Origin of the sequence: Spirosoma fluviale (genome assembly GCF_900230225.1) — a bacterium.
GTDB classification, from domain to species: Bacteria; Bacteroidota; Bacteroidia; order Cytophagales; family Spirosomataceae; genus Spirosoma; species Spirosoma fluviale.
This window is the reverse complement of sequence record NZ_OCNH01000008.1, coordinates 144,157-160,432: the sequence shown is the minus strand read 5'-3', so window position 1 is coordinate 160,432 and position 16,276 is coordinate 144,157. Positions and strand designations below refer to the sequence as shown.

The 16,276-nt window shown below is 50.8% G+C and carries 7 protein-coding genes; 2 read left to right on the top strand and 5 right to left on the bottom strand.

The features are described from left to right. The first annotated feature begins 45 nt into the window (after positions 1-45). Positions 46-2,499 (top strand): ABC transporter permease, encoded by a 2,454-nt coding sequence (locus CRO74_RS28900; RefSeq protein WP_097131375.1) that lies wholly within the window; start codon positions 46-48, stop codon positions 2,497-2,499. Between the two features lie 222 nt (positions 2,500-2,721). Here CRO74_RS28900 and CRO74_RS28895 read toward each other — a convergent pair whose 3' ends face one another. The 4 genes from CRO74_RS28895 to CRO74_RS32450 form a co-directional block, all read right to left on the bottom strand. Next, positions 2,722-7,344, bottom strand: a complete 4,623-nt coding sequence (locus tag CRO74_RS28895) for a lamin tail domain-containing protein (RefSeq protein WP_097131373.1) — start codon at positions 7,342-7,344, stop codon at positions 2,722-2,724. 694 nt (positions 7,345-8,038) lie between these two features. Continuing rightward, on the bottom strand, positions 8,039-9,625 hold the full coding sequence (locus tag CRO74_RS28890) for a sulfatase family protein (RefSeq protein WP_097131371.1): 1,587 nt from the start codon (positions 9,623-9,625) through the stop codon (positions 8,039-8,041). Positions 9,626-9,764: 139 nt separating this feature from the next. Next, a complete protein-coding gene (locus CRO74_RS28885) occupies positions 9,765-11,342 on the bottom strand; it encodes a sulfatase family protein (RefSeq protein WP_097131369.1) in 1,578 nt (525 codons plus the stop codon). A gap of 117 nt (positions 11,343-11,459) precedes the next feature. Beyond that, complete coding sequence (locus CRO74_RS32450) at positions 11,460-11,564, bottom strand: RagB/SusD family nutrient uptake outer membrane protein (protein WP_144035994.1); 105 nt, start codon at positions 11,562-11,564, stop codon at positions 11,460-11,462. A gap of 583 nt (positions 11,565-12,147) precedes the next feature. Between CRO74_RS32450 and CRO74_RS28880 the strand changes: the two genes are divergently transcribed. After that, positions 12,148-12,492, top strand: coding sequence for a hypothetical protein (locus CRO74_RS28880; RefSeq protein WP_097131367.1), 345 nt, complete (start codon positions 12,148-12,150; stop codon positions 12,490-12,492). A gap of 106 nt (positions 12,493-12,598) precedes the next feature. Here the strand turns inward: CRO74_RS28880 and CRO74_RS28875 are convergent, their stop codons facing one another. Then, the gene (locus CRO74_RS28875; protein WP_097131365.1) at positions 12,599-16,273 is read right to left on the bottom strand and encodes an nSTAND1 domain-containing NTPase; all 3,675 of its coding nucleotides are present in this window, start codon (positions 16,271-16,273) and stop codon (positions 12,599-12,601) included. Positions 16,274-16,276: the final 3 nt, after the last annotated feature.

Below are 16,276 nucleotides of genomic sequence, written 5' to 3'. Positions count from 1 at the left end.
AGGTCCTTTAGAGTGTATTTTGTTGCCCTTTCCAACCACTGGATCATGATCGGAAGCTACATTAAAACATCGAGACGTAACTTGATGCGCAACAAGCTGTTCTCGTTTATCAATATTGTGGGCCTTGCCATCAGCATGTCCGTCGGGCTACTGCTGATTGCATTTGTACTCGACCTGTATTCGTACGACAGCTTCCACACGAACGGGGATAGAATCTATCGCATTACTAACGTGTTGACTGCCAATCGTCAACAAAGTCGCTCGCATTCCGTTGGCAAACTTGCTACTACATCGATAAAAACCGGCAAGCTGATTCGGCAGAAAGTGACCGGCATCGAGGAGGTGGCTATTCTGCGCAACGACTTTTCGCAGGATGCCAGGGTTGACGACAAAATACTACCCATTAAAGGTTTCTGGGCGGAGCCGTCGCTGTTCCGGGTACTTACTTTCCCGATGCTGGAAGGCAATCCCGAAACGGCATTAAAAGATCCCTACTCGATCGTGCTTACGGAGACGGCCACCAAAAAGCTATTCGGTAACGAATCGGCACTCGGAAAGGCGATCCGATTCGATACCCTCCAGTACCAGGTGACCGGTGTCATGAAGGATGTCCCCTTCTTTTCACATATCAACTTCGAAGCGCTGGTATCGCTGTCGACGGCTGTGCAGCTCAATCGTAACGACCGAAACTTCGAAAAATGGACAAGCATGTCGTCGAACTATGTATACCTCCTGCTACCGGAAGATGCCGACATGGCGTCAATCCAGTCGCAGCTCGACGCTCTGGCCAGAGAAGAGAATCTGGCCGAAGAAGACACGAAGATCGAACTCGAACTACTTCCTTTGTACAAGATCGTGGTGGGGGAGACTCTCCGTCGTTCTGAGGGTGGTCCCGGCTCCGTGGGCCCTCACATGTCTCCAATTGTGCTTTGGCTACTCGGCGGGCTTGCACTCGTTGTAATTTTGTCGGCGTGTTTCAATTACGCCAATCTGTCGATGGCACGCGCCATGCGTCGTTTTAAGGAAATGGGTCTTCGCAAAGCAATTGGTGCTGATAAGAGTCAGGTATGGCAACAGTTTCTGGTGGAGGCAGTCATGATCTCACTGGCCGCCCTTCTTCTATCCTACGTTATCTTTCTCTTCTTGCGGCCGTTGCTCATCAACCTGGCTCCGGAGATGCAGCGCATGGTGAAGCTCGACCTCACGCCCTCGATGGTCGTCGCCTTCGTCGTCTTTTCGGTTAGCGTAGGGGTTATTGCCGGTTTTATGCCTGCCCTTTTCTTTTCTAAGGTTAGTGCAATCAATGCGCTCCGAAATGTTTCCGTTCCAGGGGGGCAGTCGGTGAACATAGTCAAATACGGAACACTCCGACGTGCCCTGGTGGTGATCCAATACACGCTCACCCTAATCTTTATCACAACGACCGCCATTGGCTATGTGCAGTACAAAAACATACTCGCATTTGACCTGGGATTTAATACGGAAAATATCCTGAACATCAATACGCAGGGGAATAAGCCCGATGCACTGCTTAAGGAACTGAGCGAGATACCGGAAGTTACGGCACTGTCCCGGTCGCTGATTATTACCAGCGTCGGGAATGCGTGGGGCGGCTATATGAAATACAAAGAGTCTCGTGATTCTGCACTGGTCCTGACTAACCACGTCGACGAAAACTACCTGGCTCTGCATGAATACAAGCTCATTGCCGGAGGTAATTTCAGGGCACGGCCCACGTCAACCGCAGCCGCTACAGAGGTGATCGTGAACCAGCAAGTCTTAAAGCGCTTTAACATCGGCACCAATGACCCCCAGAAAGCCATCGGGCAAGAAATTACATTCACAAGTTTCAAGGGAACCCGCCGGATGACTATTGTTGGCGTCATGAAAGACTTCCACTATGGCAAGGTCGACAACTTCATTGAGCCGGTAGCCTTTATGTTCTGGACGCCCGAAGACAGGGCCATCATTAACGCCAAAATACATAGCAAAGACCTGCTGGCAACCAGAGCCAAAATCGAATCTGTATGGAAAAAATTCGATCGGGTTCATCCTTTTCAGGCGAAATTTTATGATCAGGAAATCGAAGATGCCTACAGTGAATTTTCGGCCATGATCAAGATTATTGGCTTCCTTTCCTTCCTCGCCATTTCAATTGCGTCGATGGGCTTGTTCGGTATGGTAGTACTTACCACCCAGACAAGACTAAAAGAAATCAGCATCCGTAAGGTGATGGGCGCAAGCCCGGTCAATCTGATCTATTTATTAAGCCGTGGTTTTCTTGTACAGCTATTGCTATCAGCACTCATCGCGCTGCCTGTCACGTACCTTTTCTTCGAAAATGTTCTGCTCACCCGTTTCCCGTATCATACACCCGTGCAGGTCGCCGAGTTATTGGTGGGCTTGCTGGTGGTACTACTAATCGCCTTCGTTCTGATCGGATCACAGACGATGAAAGCTGCGAAGCGTAATCCGGCGGAAGTCCTGAAAAGTGAGTAGAGGGGAGGAGATCGGCAGATCCTATTTTTGGTTAATGGCCGGTATTCGAAAGCTGAAGACGATACAGTGCCCAATGCTGAGGTTAGCGAGAATTTGTACACTACGAATAAATTGAGCGGTAGTAAGCGCTCGTTCAGGGAAATTCTTTTGTTGAATGAACGAACGCTTACTACCGCTCAACTGTCAACTGTAGCATACACATTAACAGTTCGACCTTATTCTTTACCGGGTTTTGATCAGTTTATAACGTTTGGCCCGAGACCCTGTTCCTATCTGTAATAGATATAAACCGGGTGCAAACCCGCTGCTCATCCGAATAACCTGCTCAGGATCGGTATCTTCCCGTTGCAAAACCACACGACCGTACGCGTCATAAATAAGCAGGGGTGCTTTAGCCGATGACTGACCCCGCACCAGCACAGTGAACGACTCTGAAAACGGATTCGGGTAATACCTAACCTGCATGTCCTGTTCCTGACTCTCTGCGGCTAAGCGTCCCGTTGGAGTCTGGTTGACCACCGTAAAGCTCAGCGTTAGTGGCGTACCGGCCGTGCCGCTCCCCCCGCTACCACTGTAGGGGGTAGCGGTCAGGGTATAACTTCCCACCAGTGGTACCCAAGTGTTGAAGTTGCCCGCCACGTCGCCGAACAGAGCATAAGGGGCAACTGTCTCGGTCACATTCTGACTCTGGCTGCCACTGAGGCTGAACTTAACGCTGCCCACCGTAACGGGACTGGTGTTGGCCCGGATGTTGAGGTTGCGCGTGGGCAAGCTAGCCAGGTTAAGCTGCTCATCAGGAGTCAGTAGTTTAATTTCCTGCTCGGTGTCGGCATTGATCAAACTGAAACCGACAAGTGAAATCTGACCAGGCGTCGTCGTCTGATCGACCACCGTGAAATTCAGCGTTAAGGCCGTCCCTGCCGTGCCGCTCCCGGCGGCTCCGGTATAAGGCGTGGCCGTTAGGGTATAACTTCCCACCGGCGGCACCCAGGCGTTGAAGTTGCCCGCCACGTCGCCGAACAGAGCATAGGGGGCAACTGTCTCGGTCACATTCTGGCTCTGGCTGCCACTGAGACTGAACTTAACGCTGCCCACCGTAGCAGGGTTGGTGTTGGCCCGGATGTTGAGGTTGCGCGTGGGCAAGCTAGCCAGGTTAAGCTGCTCATCAGGAGTCAGTAGTTTAATTTCCTGCTCGGTGTCGGCATTGATCAAACTGAAACCGACAAGTGAAATCTGACCAGGCGTCGTCGTCTGATCGACCACCGTGAAATTCAGCGTTAAGGCCGTCCCTGCCGTGCCGCTCCCCCCGCTACCACTGTAGGGGGTAGCGGTCAGGGTATAACTTCCCACCGGTGGCACCCAGGCGTTGAAGTTGCCTGCCACGTCGCCGAACAGAGCATAAGGGGCGACCGTCTCGGTCATATTCTGGCTCTGGCTGCCACTGAGGCTGAACTTAACGCTGCCCACCGTAGAGGGGTTGGTGTTGGCCCGGATGTTGAGGTTGCGTGTGGGCAGGGTGGCTAGATTTAGTACATCGTTAGCTACCAGTTCCCGAATCGGCAGATCCGAATCGGCATTGATAAGCGTGAACGTCGTAATCTGTTGACCCACGGACGCGGGGTTGTTGCTGGCGTTTGGGGTAGAAGCGGTAAAACTCACGAAGGGAGTGGCTCCATCTCGTTGTCGCCCAATCGATACATCTGTCGTTTGCACCCCAAAGCTTACCGAGTCCAGAAGGGCTACATTTGCTCCATCTGGCTGAAAGAGACCAATCTGCTCGCCACCCGAGCTCAGTTTAATTCCTACGTGCAGCACACCCTGCGCGGCCTGCTCATCGGCCCAAAGTAGCAGGAAGCCTTTCGGTGGAATCGTCGTTTGGCCTGGCTGCGACGAAGGAATCTGGTACTTGCTCGGTTTTGTGAGATCGTCAGTAATGTACAGTCCCCCAATATCGACGGGCTGTGTGCCGCTATTGTACAGTTCGATCCAGTCATCGAATTCGCCAAACTCGTCTGGCTTGTTAGCGTTGCTGGCCATGAATTCATTGATGTAAATACCGGGTAATATGGGAAGTGTATTGGTCGCACCTGGCGACGGGGTCGTAAAAAACTTGAACTGTTTGCTGCCATCCGGGTATCTTCCTCTCGATACATCCGTCGTTTGGATTCCGTAACTTAACGAGTCAACCAGCGCAGCATCGGGACCAACGATATCCGTTAACGCCAGCTGACCGCCTGTGGGGCTCAGGCCGAAACCCAGATGCAATACCCCCTGAGCCGGTTGATTGTCGGCCCATAGCCTTAGGAAGCCTTTGCCCGGAATGGTTGTCTGGGCCGCATTCGTAGTTGGTATTTTCCAAAGAGAAGGTTTGCTGAATGTATTGGTGAGATACATCCCGCCAATATCAACCGGCTCGTTATTATTGTTGTAAATCTCCAGCCAGGCATCATGCTCCCCGGCTTCGTCTGTACCACCAGTTTGGTTTGCCGCAACGAACTCGTTGATAAACAGGTTAGATCGAAAGGAGATCGCGTTTTTACTGCCCGGCGTCGGAACAACAAAGGTCCTGAACGTAGCACTGCCATCGGGGAATCTACCCGTCGATACGTCGTCCTGCTGGGCTCCGAAAGTATACGAGTCCAGCAGCGTGGCGGTAGAGCTCAGCAGTTGCGATAACCCGATGGCTTCTCCGCCTTTGCTGAGTTTGAGGTTCACGTGCAAAGGTCCCTGGGTAGGTTGTCCATCCGCCCACAAAAGCAGGTACCCTTTGGCCGGAACGGTCGTCAGCGCCGGATTGGTCATGGGGATTTGCCACTGAGTGAGGTTATTCAGCGCATCAGTGATGTATAGACCACCGATGTTGATCGGCTGAGCCGTTGCGTTATAAATCTCGATCCAGTCGTCAAATTCGCCAAACTCATCAGGCTTCCTGGTGTTGCTGGCCATGAATTCGTTGATATACAAACCCGAAATCAGTCCTGATACCGTGAAGGAAACCTCGTGCAACGCACTCCAGGTGCTACCCGTTTGCACGCGGGCTTTGATCGTCAGATTAGCGGTCAGCATCACGGGTTCCGTATACGTTCTGGCACTGGCCGAAACGCCCCCTTCGGCCGTTTGCGGGTCGGTGCCATCGATGGTGTAATAGATGGTGCCCGAAGGGTTGGGGTTGGTCATGGTCAACTGGAAACCGGCCGCAATGCTACCACCCTCCTGGTTAAAACCCGGAGCTGCAATCGTTGGGTAATAACCCTGCGCAACAAGGGCATTGATGAGCCGGTTCACATTCCCGTTCATGAGCCCGTCTACCCGGTTTATCTCGGGTGTCCAGTGCGTGTCGCGGGTGCGCGTTACCCCGTCGTTGAGGGCATCTCCCCAGCGGGCAGATTCTGCAATAATGGCGGTGTTTATGTACTGGTTGATAAGCTGCCAGCGGGCACGGGAAGCCGCATCGGTGAGCCCTCCGTTGTTAAAGCAATGTTTATACACCCGGTCGGCGAAGAGTTGCATGAACGACCGGTTGGTTCGGGCCGCATGCCAGAGCTTGGCGATGGTTGCCGAACCTGTCGTCGTATTTCTGAATTCCGGATGTACCCAGGCTCCCTCATTGGAGCCGTTCGTGACGTCGAAAGACCATTCGGCATCCCAGGCGTTGTAGAAGAAAGGACTGGGTGGATTGTTTCGATTGCCACCATGAAAATTATTGCCGGGCCAGTCCGTCATGCCCATCATCCAGGTAAGAATCAAATAATCGCAGAATTTTTCGACATCCAGGTATTCCTTCAGTTTGGCATAATTGGCCGCTACTGTCATATCCTGATTGACGAGGGTAGTGGTCAGGTACGAAAAGCGGGTGGGGTCCCCATCTCTAATTCCGTCGTGATCAAGCGACATCCAGTCGGCAAAATCACCACCAAAATACGTAGACAGCATACCATTGTCGGTACGCTCTACGGGGTTGTAAAGCCCCCAGTATAAACCATTGACATACAGATGGACAAAGGTACCCCGCCCGCCTGTTCCGGAAATGACCTGCTGCGACGTCCGGTACCATTCATCGCGCGTGTAACAGGTCCGGTCGGGATTCCAGTTACGGGCCCAGGATCGGTTGTTTCCGCTACGCAACACAAGTTTGGTGTCCTTGAATGTGCTGGTGGTAGCGGCATTGTTGAAGGGAGCCTCCTTCAGTAGGTTACTGGTAATACTCGATTTCATTCTGAGCTTCAGCGAGCGTTTGAGCCGGTTGTGGCTGTGGGGTTCCAGTTCGCAGTCGAACTGCTCCTTCAAACCCGACGGATAGAAAATCTCTACCGAGGTAGGATGCGTCGTTTCGCCTTCATAGAGGTCCCAGAAATCATCCTTATTGAGCACCAACGACATCGTTGGGATAGACGTCAGCCCGCTTTTTATGGCCGTACTATAGGCCGGGTTATTGACAACGGCCGGGTCCATTTGGTAATCGTGGACAGCCGTGGCAGAGCCGGAGCCAAGCGCATACGTGTGGTTGGGCCATCCACTAATCGTAGCTGGCTGTTTCAGTACATCGGCCAAAAACAGGTAGGAGTGCGTAGCGACCGGCGTGCTGGTTATACCGTTATACGCAACGGCCCGGATAATGCTGGTGGTTGCTACGGGTATGGCTCCGGCGTAGAGGATACCCGTGGTTGGGGTTGGCGCGGAGCCATCAGTCGTATATCGCATCGTACCGCCAGCCAGTGTAGTGGACAGCGTGAGTTGAAAGGGGGACTCGTAAAGTCCCCGGCTTGATGAAAATGTAACGTTCTGACTGCTTACCCAAAAGGGCAGGAGTACCAGCAGAATAAAGAGGAAGTAGTGTTTTTTCATGGGATTTAATGTTTATGGTATATAGATTTAATAGATATATCTCGCAAGCTATCCGTATGTGGTTTCTACTTAATTTACTATTGGGATTTTGTAGACTTTTTTTGCTTGCCGAGCCTGATTTGATTAACCGGTATTGGCACGCCACGTATTCGCTAAATTGGCATCTGATACAGCCTCATTTAGCTATGAATTATAGCTTTTCTGTAGATTAAAACCGGATTAAAAGCTTGTATATGTAGTTATATAGGAAGGAGTCGGCTTTTGTAAGTTCGCGGATGAATGGTTCAACACGGTGGAGGTTATCAATTTTTGACTCCTAAATGTATAGTGACAGGATACGCACTCTGCTATATTGAGAGGTAGTTTTTTTATGTATTGCTAAGTATATATACTGGCTTTATCGCTATGTGGATTCTTTCTTTATCCAGTAGCAACTCGTTGCTCCGAATGGTCTAAGTCAGCTTTCTACCCTATTTAACGCCAGGGCGGTCAAGTCGTTGTGGCTGATAGTGCATCAATCCGGTGACGTAGAAAAAAGGTACCATGCCACCAAAAAGCAATTTCCAACGGCCGAATTAAGTTATTCGACCGTTGGAAATTAATACCCTCATATAGCGGAAATATTGAAAATAGTACCCCTATGGCGGAGCAATCAGGGGCTTGGTTCTATCTTCCAGTGGTTATAAGTGTATTTTTACTTATCAGCCTCCATTAGCTTCAGGGCTTCGTCATCTTTGTACCTGACAATCTGCTCTTTCAACTGCTTTTTGAGTAAGGCCGTTGCCTTTTCGTAGCCTTTCTGGCCGTACAGATTCTTTAGGTTTTTGGGGTCTTTCCGGATGTCATATAGCTCCCAGAAATCATCTGGACCGTAAAACCGGGCCAGTGTGTACTGAGCCGTACGTAAGCCGAAATGGGGCGACACATGGTGCGGCTGTGGGTATTCGTAGTAATGATAATATGCCTGATTGCGCCAGGTATTTTTGCCGCCGGTCAGCAGGGGTAGAAACGATTCGCCCTGTACATAGTCCGGAATGCGGGTGCCCGTCAGGCTCAGCAGCGTGGGTGCCCAGTCGACATTCGACACGACCTGCTTCACCTGGCTGCCCGGTTTGATAACGCCCGGATACCGGATAACAAACGGGGTTTTCAGGGATTCTTCGTAAATCCAGCGCTTGTCGAACCAGCCGTGTTCGCCCAGATAAAAGCCCTGATCGGAGGTATAAACGACCACCGTGTTTTTGGCCAGTCCGCTCTTATCGAGGTAATCGAGTAGTTTGCCAATATTGCGGTCGAGGGAGTTTGCCACCGACAGGTAATCTTTCATATACCGCTGGTACTTCCATTCGACTAAAGCCTTACCGCTAAGTTTCTGTTCGTCAAATTCTTTACTGACTTTATTCTCGTAATAGTCGTAAAATGCCTTTTTCTGTTCGGGGGTGAACCGGTTATAAGACGCGTTGGGGGTCTTGGCGTCATAATTGGCATGTACTTTCAGATCGCTGGCCAGAACCATGGTTTTGTCGATGCTCATGTCCTGCTTCTGGGCTGCGGTTCGTCCTTCGTAGTTGTCATAGAACGTAGGCGGCAACGGAAATGTAACGTTATCGTAGGCACCTAAGTCCTCCGTGGCTGGTAGCCATTCCCGGTGGGTAGCTTTGTGGCCTACCACCAGAAAGAATGGCTTCGAAGTGTCCCGGCGATCAAGCCAGTCGGTAGATAAGCCCGTTACAACGTCGGTAACGTAGCCCATGTGTCGGGTTGTCTTGTTGTTGGAGTCGACAAAGTCCGAATTATAATAACTCCCATGACCCGGGAGTATATTCAGGTAGTCGAAACCATGAGGGAGGCTGCCCAGGTGCATTTTGCCGATCCAGGCAGTTTGATAGCCGTTCTTCTGTAGCTCTTCCGTGAAAACCGGCTGGTTGATATCGAATACTTTCTCATTGAGTTTGTAGCCGTTCCGGTGCGAAAATTGGCCGGTCAGTAAGGTAGCCCGGCTGGGGCCGCAGATGGAATTTGCCACTACGTTGTTATAAAGAATAGCCCCTTCGCGGGCAATCCGGTCAATGTTGGGCGTTTTGGCCAGCTTGCTCCCATACGCACTGATGGCCTGAGATGTGTGATCGTCGGAGATAATAAAAATTATATTAGGCCGCTGCTGCGCCGAACGATCCGTTTGGGGTTCATCCGGCAGAATAGGCGTATAGCCGGGTATCGCCAGTAACAAAGCTACGACGGTTGCGCCCAGCAGCGAGCGAAAAATAGTTTGTTTAGTCATTGGTTTACGGGTTAGATAGGGATTTTTACTAACTGTAGTACGTGCCGGGAGAGGCAAACAGCCTGTCGTTTAGTTTATGGCCGATTTTGCGGCTGGGGTAGAGTAGCTCGACGTGCCACAAAAAGCCCCGTCGCTGACGTTAGTAATTACCCCGGTAGCGGTGGTCGAAGCGTTTCTGCTTGATCGAATGAAGCGGAATCTGCAATCCATTGGTCGATTCGAGCCAGTCGAATACCTGACCTTTCAGATCTCTTGCTATCTCCTGATGTTCCGGGCTGCGAATCAGATTGTTCACTTCCTGCGGGTCGTTTTTCAGATCGTACAACTCGTTGGCTTCCCAAACGCCGTGATTAAAGATGTACTTGTAGCGGTCATTTCTAACGCCAAACATGGTGGGCGTCTGGGGAAAATCGGCCTCCCAGTAGTATTCGTAAAAAGCCCGGTCGCGCCAGGGTATGGTTTCGCCTTTGAGCAGGGGCAGGAACGAGTTTCCCTGCATCTGGGCGGGTTTAGCCAGACCCGCATACGCCAGAAACGTTGGGGCAATGTCTACATTCTGAATAACCTGCTCCAGCTTGGTACCGGGTTTTACAATAGCCGGGCAACGAACCAGCAGCGGCACCCGCATCGACTCTTCGTACATGTGCCGCTTGTCGATCAGGCCCCGTTCGCCAAAGCTGAACCCGTTATCGCCCATGTAAACGACCATTGTGTTTTCCAACTGGCCATTTTCTTCCAGCCATTTTAACACCCGCCCAACACTGTCGTCGACACCCATCAGGGTTTCGCAGTACTGCCGGTAAAAATCGTTGAAATCAATGGCCCCGTGGTACAGGTAATCGACACCATGCCAGCTGTAACGCTGCTGTTTCACCCAGTTGGGCATATCGGCCATATTCACCTGCAAGGCTTTGGTTTCCGGATTTACCGATGGCCTGGTTCCCGGCGTGGATCCGCCCCAGACTTTACTTGTATCAGAAGCCGTCAGGTACATCGTTTCCGGATAATTGATGGGCATGTTTCGGTACATGCCTTTGTGGCGTCTGGCCGGTTGAAAGTCCGCGTGAACGGCTTTATGAGACAGGTACAGGCAAAACGGCTTGTCTTTATTAAGCGAACTCAGCCACTTAACGGCATAATCGGTCAGCAGATCAGTAGTGTAACTGCTATCCCCGTGGGCAACCTGTTTGCCGTTGATGTTAAACGTCGGGTTGTAATAAACGCCCTGCCCTTTAAAACTTAGCCAGTAGTCGAAACCTGGTTGGGGGGCATCGTCGGCGTTACCCATGTGCCATTTGCCCAGAAAAGCCGTTTTGTAGCCTGCCTTTTGCAAATACTGCGGAAAGAACTTCAGCCCCGGCGTCATGGGGGCAAAATTGTCGACCACCTTATGCGTGTGGGCATACTGGCCACTCAGGATACTGGCGCGGCTGGGTGAACAAAGGGCGGTACTGACAAAGGCATTTCGAACATGGGCACCTTCGGCCGCGAGCCGGTCGAGGTTAGGGGTTTTCAGCCCGGCAACCTTGCCCGTAAAGCCCATAAAATCGTACCGATGATCGTCGGCCAGGATGTAAATAATGTTCTTTGGTTTGGCCGCAGGGGGACTCGCCGACGATTGGCCGGGAGCCTCGTTACCGGCTAACTGAGGCCGAAAGGCCGTTAGCGAGCCAATGAGCGCCAGCAGGCCAAACGTGTAAAAAAGTGGGTTTTTCATAGAAAATTGGGAAACGGGAAACGGTACAGAAAATCAATTGAGTCTTTTTATCATGCCTCAGCACCGGTCGCCCGGCATCATCAGCATAACAAAAAAGACGCAATGGCAGCTAACTACTTAATAACCGGTATTCGGCTTTAATTTTTTATTCGTATCTATTTCCCGTTGCGGAATGGGACGCAACACATGAAACGGCTTGGCTTCATGTAATCTCGAAGTCACGTTAGTTTAGAAAGAAATCGTATTGACAGTAGTTGTCGTTGAGGTTGTAGGAGTAGCTTTCAGGGTAGCGCCCGAATTTGAGTAGGTTCTTCCCGTGTATACGCCCTAGCCACTGGTATTGCCAACGAAGTTCCCACCGCTATAACTTCCACCAACGTATAACTTATAGGCTGATCCTTTTTGCAGATCCGGATGAGAGAAATGGAAGTAGGCAGACGCACTTTTAGGCTTAAACGTCTACGGCTATTCATTCGATGTATTAGGCGAAAATTTTACGGATACCTAATGACATACGAGTCCAGGATAGAAAATGTGGCATGAGCAGCGAAATTGGTTGCCCTGTCAGTTGAATACAGCTTAGTGATTTTGCTCATACAGTTGCCTGATCGATATCATATAGTAAGGAGAGGGGCTTGACTATTTTTGTAATGAAATCAATGACCAGGCTGATTTACCCCACCATTTACAATCGTTAGTTTGCTTACCTGAAGAAGCCTGGTCATTGATTTTTTATAAAACACACTCGTATACGTATCAATCTTTTTAGCTTTTTCACCCTTAACGGCTTAAGCCAGAACCAAAGATGCTAATACCAACTACCTTTCCTCAGTCAGGCTTATTTGAGTATGCTTATCCAACCTTCGACGATAAGCCTCAACACATTTACGTTCACTTTATTACGCCTGATCAGCAGCAGGCCTTTGTTTCGTTTCCCCATCATCCGTTCAAGAAAGCGGCTCAGTTAATTCCGGTCAGTTGGTTCGACACGGTCAGTATGGTTCAACTGGAGGGCCAATCACCACTTTTTTACTTTCTGGAATGTATGCTGCCCCGATTGGTTAGTTCAAAAAAGCCTAAACTTGTGCCTGCCGATTTGTTATTCAATCAGGTTGAGGTTCATGAGTTCGATGAGTTAATGGTAGCTTAAGTCCATTTGGCGTACTTGTTTGATCTGCCACCCTTGGCGGATACAAGTATCTTTATCGGTAGGCATCAGCGTTTGAGCAGTCGCACGCGTAAGTAGCAAATTCTATTTATTGGTCGCTCACGCCATAACGCTGCCTGTTCTCCTGCGACAGAGGAGCTACGTTATCATTATTCTTCTTTAGCCACTGTAAAGCTCCATCGGCTTTGTACCATAGCTTAACCGTTTTGCCCGATGTAGTTAGAAATTGGTGGCCATCCGGGGAAAACTGCGCTGATTTAATCTGAGGTTGATAGTATAACGCTTTGCTCAAAGGCAGATGGTACAAACTTGCCACTGCGTCGCCCTTACGATCCCACAAATTGACCTTATAGTCAGACACGGTCAGGATAGTATTGCCATCAGGAGAAAATTGAGCCGATAGAACCGAAGCCTGGTGACGCAAAATGGCAATCGATTTTCCTGTCAAATTCCAGAGTCTGGCTGTATTGTCTCGGGAAGCCGTTAGTATACTATCGCCTTGCGGAGAAAACTGCACCGAGTTAACCGGTCCCTGATGGGGCAGCGTTGCGACTACTTTTGCCTGCCGGTTCCACAGCTTAGCCGTGCCATCCGCCGAAGCTGTGACAAGTAATTTACTATCAGGCGAGAATTGCGCCGATACAACCGCTTTGTTGTGGGGCAGGGATGCTAACAGAGTACCGTCATAATTCCAGAGTTTAGCCAAACCATCTTCCGAAGCCGTTACAATGGCATCGCTCATACGCGAAAATTCGGCTGTTAGCACAGGCCCCTGGTGGGTTAACGTCTTAAGTAGTTTGCCATCTGGCATCCAGAGTTTGGCCGTTTTGTCGGCCGAAGCGGTTAAAATTCGGTTGCCATCTGGAGAAAAAACCGCCGATACTACTCTCCCCTGATGCGGCAAGGTTGCCAGAAGTTGTCCGGTTAAATCCCATACTTTGCCCGTATTGTCGTCTGAAGCGGTCAGTAACCGGTTTCCATTGGGAGAAAATCGGGTTGAGTTAATAACTCCCTGATGTAGCAAAGTGGCCAGTACTTGCCCTTTAGCATTCCAGAGTCTGGCTGTACCATCTGCCGAACCTGTCAGCAACGTTTCGCCACTGGGTGAAAACTGAGCTGATACAACAATTGCCTGGTGGTTTATCAGTCTCAAGACCTGCTCATGTAGATTCCACAGTTTCGCAGTCCGATCTCGGGACGCTGTCAAAATTCGGTTTCCATCAACAGAAAACTGTGCCGCATTGACCCAGTCAGCGTGCGATAAAGTAGCCAGCTGCTGCCCGTTGCTAGTCCATAAATCGGCGGCTTTATCGCTCGATGTGGTCAGGATTAGACTGCCGTTTCCGGAAAATTGGGCCGAGCTGACCGGTTCTTGATGCGTCATTGTCACCAATACGTCTCCGCTGAGGTTCCAGACTTTGGCTGTGTAGTCACCTGAAGCGGTTATAATTTTAGTGCCATCCGGGGAAAACTGCGCTGAATTGACCGAAGCTTTATGTCGTAATACTTTTAGTAGCTGTCCGTCAAGATTCCACAGTTTAGCGGTGTGATCCCAGGAGGCAGTCAGGATTTTGGTGCCGTCGGGCGAGAACCGGGCCGAATTAACCCATCCTGTATGCGTAAATGGTTTTATCAGTTTGCCTTCCAGGGTCCATAAGTTGGCGGTGTAGTCTTGAGAGGCCGTTAAAACTCGCTTGCCGTCGGGTGAAAAGTGCGCTGAAACAACGGTTTTGCGATGGGGTAGGCTGGTTATAAATTGACCGTCAATACGCCATACTTTGGCGGTGGAATCCCGGGATGATGTGACGATAAAGTTGCCATCTTTTGAAAATCGGGCCGAAAGCACCCAATTCCGGTGAGGAAGCGTTTTCAGTAACTTACCCGTCAGATCCCACACCTTAGCTGTACCATCGGCCGAAGCCGTTAGTAAAAACGAACCATTCGGTGAGAAATCAACCGAGTTAACCCAATTTCCGTGCGTCAATGTTGCCAGAAGCTGTCCCTTCAGGGTCCAGAGTTTGGCAGTGTTATCGGCCGAAGCGGTCAAAACCGCATGGCCGTCGGGCGAGAACTGAACAGCATGAACCGATCCCTTATGAACGAAGTCGATCTGGTTAAGCAGGGCTTTATCGGCACCGTTAAAGCGGTCGAACAAACGGCCCTGAACCAACGCATTGTGAGGAGCGTACCTGTCTGCCCGCTCAAACAGGCGCATGGCTTGCGTTAGGGGTAGCTTATCGCTGTCGTAAGCCCAGAACAGCGCTTTGGCAAAACGGGTTTGCTGTTCGGCCAGCGCCCTTTGACGGATTGCCCTTTGCCGTTGGTCCAATGCCTCCTGACCTTGACGCACTGCATAATAGATTGATATAACGGCAAGGACTAACAGCACGGATACAATAGCTACCGTTTGCTGTAAACGTGCATTTTTACGACGCTGCTCGTCGATTTCCTGCTGTTGCTGTTGCTTAACCCGTTCGCGGCTTTGCTGCACAAACTGCCAGATAGCTTCGCTGTTGGGTGCGTTACGCGCTAAGGTCGTTTGCAGAGATGATTCATACAGTTGAATTTCGGCCAACCGGCGTTGGGAAAGCAATAAATCGCTGGCGTTTTGGTTGAGGGTGTACTCCTGAAACGAGTCGTTCAATCGCTTGATGAGGGCGTTTAGCTGCCGCTGCTCCACCGACCGGCCGTTGTCAATTATCTTGGCCAGGCTGTCGTGAGCCAGTTCATACATACCTTCATCTGCCTGTAAAATACGGGCGTCTTCTAAAGCCTTGACAACGCTGCTGATCAACGGCAAAGCCAGTCCGGTTTCATCCTGCAGTGTTTCCAGGCTGCATTCCCGTCGGGTTCCTTCGTACGTTGCCAATGCTTCCAGAAGGGTTTTAACGGCTGGCTGGTCGGCCTCGGCAAGTTGACTACGAATGGATTCTGCCTGCTCTTCCATAAACAGCGTGAGCACATCGTCGATGCGCCCTACCCGCTTCACCAGGGCCGGATCGAAGAGGGTAGGGCCTGTTTGAGCCTGAGCCGAACGCCAGAGCCGGTCGAGGTACACCTGTAGGTAGGGTAGTTGAAATGAGTTATGTGCAGTTTGGTTATTACGAATGATCGCCTGTACGGTTTGGTCTTCGTCCGTTACGGTAATCCCCGCCTGCCGACACGTTCCAACGATCACTTCGTGCAGGTTCCGTTCGCTCATGGGCTCTACCCGCAGCCGAAAATCAAACAAACCCGGCAGCCGGTCTTCATAGGTGTAAAGCGACGCGATGTATTCCTCCCGCATGACCAGCAGCAGTTTGCAGCTTGCCGATGATTGATACAGCGTTTTGAGGAGGGTAAAAAACTGACTTTGCTCGGTGGGATCGCCACTGATGAACAATTCCTCAAACTGGTCGAAGATTAAGTAAACAGGCCGTAATGCGTAGCGAGCCACTTGATTGACCATCTCGGCAGTATCGGTCGTTTCTTCACTGTCCAGAACGCCAGACAGCGCGGTTTGCAACGATTGGATGATGTTCGAACGTCGGCGGATGAGGATCGGGAAATAATCGGAGGAGGATAGCGCCTGGGCCAATCCGCACTGCACCAGGCTCGTTTTGCCCGTTCCGGACTGACCGTAGACCAGCAGGAGCCGCGAGCGAAAAATCAGTTCGACAAGCCGCTGTTGCTCGGCCCGTCTACCGAAGAATCGGCCCTTATCCTGCGCCGTGTAAGCCTCCAGAAACTTGAACGGACTTTTGATCAATGAAAAGGCAGACATAAT